Origin of the sequence: Fusobacterium sp., assembly GCF_032477075.1 — a bacterium.
Lineage (GTDB): Bacteria > Fusobacteriota > Fusobacteriia > Fusobacteriales > Fusobacteriaceae > Fusobacterium_A.
In genome coordinates, this window is sequence record NZ_JAWDXO010000032.1 from 59,184 (window position 1) to 68,364 (window position 9,181).

Consider the following 9,181-nt stretch of genomic DNA (forward strand, 5'->3'; position numbering starts at 1 on the left):
TATATGCTAAATTTCCAACTTATTAATTGTTATACAAAACATCTGTTTTCTGATTATTTTATAAATACACTTACTATGAGAATACTGTTAATACCGCTTCTAGTTTTTCTAGAATACAGTTAATCTTTTTATGTCCAATTTATTTTATTTTTATTAAATATAATAATATCACTTCTTTTTTTAATATTCTATGTTATATAAAACATTATTTTAATTATTTTTATTACATTTTTTGTTCTTTGTAATAAAAATAATTTTTAATTCTTTTCTTTTAATGGTATAATTTAGATATAAATTACAAATTTTAAAAGGGGAAGCGAAATGAATATATCAGTGAGTTTGGCAACTAACATTCTAAATAAAATGAAAGAAATAATACATCAAGATTTAAATTATATAGATAAACAAGGAATTATTATAGCCAGTACTGATCCAAACAGGACTGGTACTTTTCATGCTGCTGCTTTAAAATGCATAAAAGAAAAAGCTCCCATTATAATTAGTAGTGATGATGAATTTCAAGGAAGCAGAAAAGGGATAAATATGCCTATTTATTTTAATAATGCTATCATAGGGGTTATTGGAATAACTGGAGATAAAAATGAAGTTGAAAAATATGGTGAGATTATAAGAATGATGACTGAAATTCTTATAAAGGAAGCTTGGATAAAAGATTCAGATATAAGAACAAAAGAAATTAACAGAACTTTTATTGAGCGTATTGTTTTAGGGTATGACTACGATTTTTTTCCAACAGCAGATTTTACATTCCCATATGTCATAATAGTTGGAAAGCTTAATAAAAATAATAGTTTTTTAATAAATGATAAGATTTATGATATCCTAAAAAATTCTCTTTCGTACAATAAAAATAATATATATACTATATCAAGAAATGAAATCATTATTTTGTATCATTTCCATAAAAATGAAGATATATCCAGAGCAATATTTCAACTGCAGGAAAAACTTTTAGAGAAAACAAAATTAGACTTTAGATTTGGAATAGGAATAAAAGCTTTTGAATATAATTCTTTAAAAGCCTCATATAAAGCTGCAAAAGAAATTTTAAATTTTATGATAAAATTTTCTTTAAAGAAACCTGTATCTGAATATGAAAAAATGGATTTAGAATTTATTTTTTTAAATCTAAAAAAATCTGATATAGATAATTTTATAAATAAAATATTAAAAAATTTTACTCCAAAAGAAATAGAAGAATTCTCATTTCTAATGAACTCTTATGAAGAAAATAATGGAAGTATACTTCATACTTCTGAAAACCTCTTTATGCATAAAAATACTCTTCAATATAAATTAAATAAAATAAAACAGTTAAGTGGGTATGATCCAAGACAGCTCAAAGACTTTATTGTTTTAAGTCTGGCTTTTAAACTTCAGAGAACTATTTAATATTATTTTTCCAATAGTCTTCTGCCAGTTTTATAAAACTTTTTGCTGCCTTGCTTAGATAGGCTCCTTTTCTATACACTGTGCATAACTCCCATGATGGAGATTCTGGAAGAGAAAAATAAACTATCTTCTCATTTTCTTTTGCATATATTTCAGAAATAAATGTACATGCTAAATGATTTGATACCATTTGATATAATGTTCTGCTGCTCTTTGTTTCAAATAATATATTAGGAACAAATCCAGCTTTTTTAAAAAGTGGATCTATTATTTCTCTCATTGTTGTATTTCTAGAGAGTAAAACAAAAGTATCATTTTTAAATAATTTTAAATCTGTTCTTTGAATCTTTTCTCCTTTAACTGATTTAGCTAGAGGATGAATAGATGGAACAGCCATTAATATATTTTCTTCTAGGATAGGAACATAAGTATTGTTTCCTATCCTCTGTTCTTTTGATAAAGTTACAAACCCTATATCTAATTGCCCATTTCCTATCATCTTTTCCTGTATTTTAACATTCATTTCTATAGGTTCTATTGAAACATTTGGAAATAACTTATAAAATTTAGGATATACAGATGCAAACATTGATATTCCTCTTTCAGGAGTAAGTCCTATTCTCAAATTACTCTTATCTTTTTCAAGTAAATCATTTATATGATCATATGTTTCTTTTTTTATATTCAATATTTTTTCAGCATTTTTTATATATATTTCTCCTATTTCTGTAAGTTTCCAATTTGTTCTAGAACGATAAAATAGCTGACTTCCAAGTTCTTTTTCTAGTTTTAAAAGTTGTTGATTCAATGCTGATTGAGTAATATACATCTTTTCTGCTGCTTTTGTTATATTTCTCTCTTCTGCTATTTTTACTATATATTCCAATTGTTTTAATTCCATCTTTCCTCCTTACTCTTAAAAAAATTAAGAGAAATCTAATTATAATGAATTTGACTTATTTATAAATATTTTATACACTCAAATCAATAAGAATACAAGTAATAATTTAAAAGGAGCTGTTTTCATGGGTAAAAATTTGTACATTAAAGTTAATGAAAAAGATAATGTAGCAATTGCAGTTGATAAAATTTCAGCTGGTACAGAAATCATGAATGGAATATTTACAACAGAAGAAATTCCACAAGGTCATAAAATAGCCTTATGTGATATTGCAAAAGATTTTCCTATTATTCGTTATGGTGTAGAATTGGGATATGCCATCAATGACATAAAAAAAGGAGCATGGATTAATGAACATATGCTTAAGCTTCCTATACCTCCAGCTTTAAATGAAATGAAGTTTGGAACAAATATTATAACTTCTCTTCCAAAGGCACCTATAAAAACTTTTGAGGGATATCGTAATCCAAATGGAGGATATGCTGGTACTAGAAATATTTTAGGAATAAGTACTACTGTTCAGTGTGTCACTGGAGTATTAAATGTTGCTGTAAAAAAAATTAAAGATGAGCTTTTACCTAAATATCCTAATGTGGATGATGTAATTCCTATTAATCATGCTTATGGTTGTGGTGTTGCCATTAATGCTCCTGAGGCTGTTATCCCTATACGTGCACTACGTAACCTTGCTAAACATCCAAACTTTGGTGGTGAACTTATGGTTGTGGCTCTGGGATGTGAAAAATTAACAGTTGAAATGCTGATTGATGAAGCTGATATTTCTCCTGAAAATGTAATTATTCTTCAAGAAATTAAAGGATTCAATTCTATGATAGATACTATTATGAATATGGCAGATAAAAAATTAGCTCGTTTAAATGCTAGAAAAAGAGAGACCCTCCCTCTATCTGATCTTCTTGTTGGAATGCAGTGTGGAGGAAGTGATGCTTTTTCTGGTGTAACTGCTAATCCCAGTGCTGGATACGCAGCTGATATGTTAGTTGAAGGGGGAGCTACAGTTATGTTCTCTGAAGTAACAGAAGTTCGTGATGGAGTACATATGATTGCAGAACGTTGTATCAATGAGGATGTTATGAAAAAATTGGTTTCTGAAATGAAATGGTATGATAATTATTTAGAAAATGGTCAGGTGGACAGAAGTGCTAACCCTACTCCTGGAAATAAAAAAGGAGGTCTTTCAAATATAGTAGAAAAAGCTATGGGCTCCATTGCAAAATCTGGCAGTTCTCCTATAATTGAAGTTTTATCCCCTGCTGAAACTCCTACTAAAAAAGGATTGATATATGCTGCTACTCCTGCAAGTGATATTGTCTGTGGACCTTGCCAATTAGCTTCTGGAATTGGACTTCAGGTCTTTATGACTGGAAGAGGAACTCCTTATGGACTAGCACTTGCTCCAGTTATTAAAGTATGTTCAAGAAATGATATGAAAGATATGTGGAATGATTTGATTGATATAAGTGCAGGACCTATTGCTTCTGGAGATGCTTCTATCAGCGATATAGGAACAGATATTTTTAATATGATAATAGATGTTGCAAGCGGAAAAAAACAACCTTGGGCTGAAAAATATAAACTTCACAATGATTTCTGTATTTTTAATCCAGCACCAATTACATAATTTTATAAATTAATAAAAAAAGAAGTTGATTCTTTAAATTGAAATACAGTTTTTGAAATTTTCTAATTTCCAAATTTTAAAAACTTATTTACTTTTAATCAACTTCTTTTTTATTTTAATTATTTATTTCTATTTCCAATATAATCAGCCAATTCTAAAAGAATATTGCTTTTCTCTACACCAAATTTTTCTGCAACTATCATTTTAGCTTCATCTATTGTTTCTTTTAAAAGGATTTTACTTTCTGTCATTCCTATCAATGCTGGATATGTTGATTTGTCAAGTTCAATATCGCTGCCTACTGGTTTACCAAGAGTTGAAAAGTCTCCTTCTATATCAAGAATATCATCTTTTATTTGAAATGCAAGCCCTATAAGATCAGAAAATCTTATAAGAATCTCTCTTTCTTCTTTATCTGCATCTCCTATTATACATGCTAACTCTACAGGAAGTTTCATTAATTTTCCTGTCTTATTAGAATGTATATATTTTAAAATTTCTAAATCAATTTTTTTTCCTTCACTTGCTATATCCATCATCTGTCCGCCAATCATTCCGTTTATACCAGCATAACTTGATGTTAATCTAACAATTTCAACTATTTTTTCAGCTGAAAGATGTTTATTTTTTTCTGTAAGTATGTAAAATGCATGTGTTAAAAGGGCATCTCCTATCAATATTCCTTCTGCTTCACCAAATTTTTTGTGAGTAGTAAGTTTCCCTCTTCTATAATCATCATTATCAAGAGCTGGGAGATCATCATGTACTAATGAATATGAATGTATCATTTCAATAGCAGCAGCTGAAGCTATTCCCATTTCTTTTTCACAATCGAGTATATCCAGTACCATGAAGAGTAAAATAGGTCTTAATCTTTTACCACCATTTAAAACTGCATATTTCATTCCTTCAGCTATAACATCTGGATAATTAAGTTCATTTAAATATATGTCCATATTTGACTCTATTAATTTTTTATTACTATCCAAATAATTTTTAAAAAACATCTTAAACCTCCTCAGTTAGAATATTGTCACTTTCTTCTGTAACTTTTAAAATTTTTCCTTCTGCTTTATTTAATAAATCTGAAGATTTTTTTAAAAGCTTCATAGCATTTTCATATTCTTTTATAGATTCAGTCAGTGTAAGTTCCCCATTTTCCAGTTTTTCTATTATTTCATCTACTTCCAAAAGATTATCTTCAAAACTTCCGCTTCTCTTTACCATCTTATCACCCCAGAAATTTTATAATTAAAACTATCTTGTATAAAAAGTTATACACTTTTTACCATACTTTCTCTCATCAGCTTTTTTAAACTCTCCTATTTCATCTTCAAGTTCTTCAAAAACATGATGTTCACTGATAATAAGTCCGCCATCTGCAAGTATTTTATTTTTTTCTATTGCTTTTATTACTTTTGTACATACTTCTTCTTTATAAGGAGGGTCCATAAATATTATATCAAATTTTTCATCTTTTCTCCCTAATATTTCAATTGCTCTTAAAGCATCATTTTTATATGCTCTGCATCTATCTTCATATCCTAAAGTATTTACATTTTCTATTATATATTTTAGAGCTTCACTGTCTTTTTCTATCATCACTGCTCTTTTTGCTCCTCTGCTCAGAGCTTCAAGAGATATACTTCCGCTTCCACTGAAAAGATCTAAAAATACACTGTCAGGTACATATGGTGCTATGATAGAAAAGAGAGATTCTTTCATGCTTCCTAAAGTAGGTCTTGTATCTGTTCCTTTCCTGCTTTTTATTCTCTTGTTTTTTGCATCACCTGCAATTATTTTCATCTATATCAACTCCTAATAGATAAACATAGCATCCCCAAAGCTAAAGAAATGATACTCCTCTTTTACAGCTATGTCATATACTTTCAACATAAATTCTCTTGATGAAAGTGCAGAAACAAGCATGAGAAGTGTTGATTTAGGAAGATGGAAATTAGTAATAAGAGCATCTATTACTTTAAATTTATATCCAGGATAAATAAATATTTCTGTACTTTCCTTTTGAGCTCTCACTATTCCATTTTCATCTACAGCAGATTCTAAAGCTCTTGTACTTGTAGTTCCTACTGAAATTATTCTTTTTCCATTCCTTTTTCCCTCATTAATTATATCAGCTGCTTCTTGATGTATTTCAAATATTTCTTCATGCATTTTATGCTCCAATACATTTTCAGTCTGTACAGGTCTGAATGTTCCTAAACCTACTTCCAAAAATATATCTACTATCTTTATCCCTTTTTTTTCTATTTTTTCTAAAAGTTCTTTTGTAAAATGAAGTCCAGCTGTAGGTGCTGCAACAGATTCTCCCTTGATAGCATAAACAGTTTGATATCTATCTTTTTCTTTCAATTCTTCTACTATATATGGAGGAAGGGGCATTTTCCCTAATCTATCTAAAACTTCTTCAAAAACTCCTTCATATATAAATTTTATAATCCTATTTCCATCACCCTTTATCTCTAACAGTTCACCTATAAGTTCATTTCCATGACCAATATAAAGTTTCTGCCCTACTTTTAACTTTTTAGCTGGCTTCAAAAGACATTCCCAAGTATCAAGGTCTATTCTTTTAATAAGAAGTATCTCCAGCACTCCTCTCGTTTCTTTGTGTCCAAAAAGTCTCGCTGGAATAACTTTTGTAGAATTTCTTACTAATATATCCCCTTCATTTAGATAATCTATTATATCATAAAATCTTTTATGTTCTATACTCTCATTTTTTCTATTTACCAGCATAAGTCTTGCATGATCTCTAGGTTCTCTAGGCTGCTGACCAATCAATTCTTCTGGCAGATTATAATCATAATCACTTAACAATGTAGACATTATTTGTCACCACTCTTCTTTCCTATAACTACTCTGTCTATACCACCATAATCTTTTACTACAGCAAAAATATCAAAACCATTTTCTGCCATTAATTCTTTAACTGCCTCAGCTTGATTATATCCAACTTCAAATGCTAAAAATCCTCCTCTATTTAAATAGTCAGAAGCCTCTTTAGATATTTTCGAATAAAAATAATAACCATTTCCATTATCTGTAAGAGCTGATGAAGGTTCATAATTCAGCACTTCTGGCATCAATTCATTATATTCTTCCAAGGATATATAAGGAGGATTTGAAATTATAAAATCAAATTTCATATCCTTAAATGATGAAAATACATCTGATTTCATAAATTTCACATTCTCTGCTTTATTTAATTCTCTGTTTAGTTCAGCTACTTTTAAAGCTCCTTCACTTATATCAGCTCCAATTATGGTGCTGTTAGGACATTCTTTTCCCAAAGTCACTGCTATCGCTCCACTTCCAGTTCCTATATCCAAAACTTTAGGTTCATCAAGTTCATTCAAAATAAGCTTGCACTGTTCTACTAATATTTCTGTATCATTCCTTGGTATAAGTACTCTTTCGTCTACTTTAAAAGGATATCCATAAAATTCCCATTCTCCAAGCAAATATTGAAGAGGTTTTCTATTTTTACCTCTAGATTTTAGATATTCTCTTATTTTTTCTTTATCTTCTTCCTCTATCTTTTTATTAAAATTTAGAGTTAATGTCAGCCTATTTACCCCTAGTATATGAGCAAATATATATTCAGCATCTAGTTTTGGGCTGGTTACTCCATATTTTTTCAAATACTCTGCTGATTTATTAAGAAGTTCTAAATTCTCATTTCTATAACTTACAATTTCAACTTTGATATCTTCACTTTTTAAAAGCTCATCAAACCCAATTCTTTTTCTAGCCATTTCTTTAAGATATGTTTTTACTTTCTCTTTCTGCTCAGAAGAAAGTTTCATATCAAAATAAGCATACAATGATATTCTATCCAGCTTTAAAACATTAGATATAACTTTTTCACTTTCAAGACGTGGTTTTGAAAAAGAGTATTTTTGTAAATACTCTTTTGAAAAATTCAATATCTCAAGTAATTTCATAATTACTCTTCTGAAACACTTGAAAGCATTTCTGCTTGACTGAATGTAATTAATGCGTCAATCATTTCATCAAGGTCTCCATCTAAGAATGCTTCAAGCTGATATACTGTAAATTTTATTCTGTGGTCTGTTATTCTTCCTTGTGGAAAATTGTAAGTTCTAATTTTTTCAGATCTATCCCCTGTTCCTACCTGAAGCCTTCTTTCACTTTCTACCTGGCTTCTTTGTTTTTCACATTCCATTTCAAAAAGCTTAGAAGCTAGATGTTTCATTGCTTTCTCTCTATTTTTAAGCTGTGATCTTTCATCTTGGCATTGAACTATAATACCAGTAGGCAAGTGAGTGATTCTAACCGCTGAGTCAGTCATATTTACATGCTGTCCCCCTGCTCCTCCTGCTCTATATGTATCTACCTTAAGATCCCTTGGATCAATTTTTACTTCTTTTATATCTTCTACTTCTGGAAGAACTGCTACAGTAGCTGTAGATGTATGAACTCTTCCAGCAGATTCTGTTTCAGGAACCCTTTGTACTCTATGAACTCCAGATTCAAATTTTAGTCTTGAATAAGCTCCAAGCCCATTTATACTAAATACAACTTCTTTTATTCCTCCTATACCCATTTCTTGCTTTTCAATTATTTCTATTTTCCATTTTTTTCTTTCAGCATATCTTGAATACATTCTGAATAGATTTCCTGCAAAAAGAGCAGCTTCATCTCCTCCTGCTCCTCCTCTTATTTCTATAATAACATTTTTATCATCATTTTCATCTTTTGGAAGCAAAAGTACTTTTAATTCTTTTTCAAGTTCTGGGATAGACTCTTCAAGTTCCTTTAATTCTTCATGCATCATCTCTCTCATTTCATGATCTTTTTCAGTTTTTAGATTTTCTTTAATAAATTCAAAATCTTCTATAACTCTTTTATATTCTTTATATTTTTCAACTATTGGAGTTATGTCGCTTAATGATTTATTACATTCCATCATTTTCTTAGGGTCTGATAATACCTCTGAAGACCCCAGCAATTCATTCAATTCATCGAATCTTTTTACTACTTCTTCTAATTTTCCGAACACTATCTTTCATCTCCTTTTTCTCACTATAACTTTATAATTATATCATAAACATATAAAAAAATCAATTTTCCCTAGACTGTAACATAAAAAAAGCTGAGTAACATTTAAAAAAAATGTTTTACTCAGCTCTCTTTTTTGTATAATATAGTTACCACCCTAATTATACAAAGGAGACATA

The 9,181-nt window shown here is 29.3% G+C and carries 9 protein-coding genes; 2 read left to right on the plus strand and 7 right to left on the minus strand.

Going from position 1 to position 9,181, the window contains the following annotated elements:
- The first annotated feature begins 321 nt into the window (after positions 1-321).
- A complete protein-coding gene (locus E6771_RS12280; protein WP_316091620.1) occupies positions 322-1,413 on the plus strand; it encodes a CdaR family transcriptional regulator in 1,092 nt (363 codons plus the stop codon).
- Here E6771_RS12280 and E6771_RS12285 read toward each other — a convergent pair.
- Positions 1,406-2,314, minus strand: coding sequence for a LysR family transcriptional regulator (locus tag E6771_RS12285; RefSeq protein ID WP_316091621.1), 909 nt, complete (start codon positions 2,312-2,314; stop codon positions 1,406-1,408). The genes E6771_RS12280 and E6771_RS12285 overlap by 8 nt on opposite strands.
- A 124-nt stretch (positions 2,315-2,438) precedes the next feature.
- Between E6771_RS12285 and garD the strand changes: the two genes are divergently transcribed.
- Positions 2,439-3,956, plus strand: coding sequence for a galactarate dehydratase (gene garD / locus E6771_RS12290; RefSeq protein ID WP_316091622.1), 1,518 nt, complete (start codon positions 2,439-2,441; stop codon positions 3,954-3,956).
- A gap of 119 nt (positions 3,957-4,075) precedes the next feature.
- On the opposite strand, the gene E6771_RS12295 is transcribed toward garD, so the two are convergent.
- Genes E6771_RS12295 through prfA form a run of 6 tightly spaced genes read right to left on the minus strand, consistent with a single transcriptional unit; the run spans position 4,076 to position 9,003 of the window.
- On the minus strand, positions 4,076-4,963 hold the full coding sequence (locus E6771_RS12295) for a polyprenyl synthetase family protein (RefSeq protein ID WP_410054675.1): 888 nt from the start codon (positions 4,961-4,963) through the stop codon (positions 4,076-4,078).
- 1 nt (position 4,964) lies between these two features.
- Positions 4,965-5,183: an exodeoxyribonuclease VII small subunit gene (xseB, locus tag E6771_RS12300; protein ID WP_096401768.1), complete on the minus strand. Its 219-nt coding sequence runs from the start codon at positions 5,181-5,183 to the stop codon at positions 4,965-4,967.
- Positions 5,184-5,213: 30 nt separating this feature from the next.
- Complete coding sequence (gene rsmD, locus E6771_RS12305) at positions 5,214-5,762, minus strand: 16S rRNA (guanine(966)-N(2))-methyltransferase RsmD (protein WP_316091623.1); 549 nt, start codon at positions 5,760-5,762, stop codon at positions 5,214-5,216.
- A 12-nt stretch (positions 5,763-5,774) separates the two neighbouring features.
- The gene (queA, locus tag E6771_RS12310) at positions 5,775-6,806 is read right to left on the minus strand and encodes a tRNA preQ1(34) S-adenosylmethionine ribosyltransferase-isomerase QueA (RefSeq protein WP_316091624.1); all 1,032 of its coding nucleotides are present in this window, start codon (positions 6,804-6,806) and stop codon (positions 5,775-5,777) included.
- Positions 6,806-7,924: a peptide chain release factor N(5)-glutamine methyltransferase gene (prmC, locus tag E6771_RS12315; protein ID WP_316091625.1), complete on the minus strand. Its 1,119-nt coding sequence runs from the start codon at positions 7,922-7,924 to the stop codon at positions 6,806-6,808. The genes queA and prmC overlap by 1 nt, the downstream gene beginning before the upstream one ends.
- 2 nt (positions 7,925-7,926) lie before the next feature.
- The gene (prfA, locus tag E6771_RS12320; protein WP_316091626.1) at positions 7,927-9,003 is read right to left on the minus strand and encodes a peptide chain release factor 1; all 1,077 of its coding nucleotides are present in this window, start codon (positions 9,001-9,003) and stop codon (positions 7,927-7,929) included.
- Positions 9,004-9,181 lie beyond the last annotated feature (178 nt).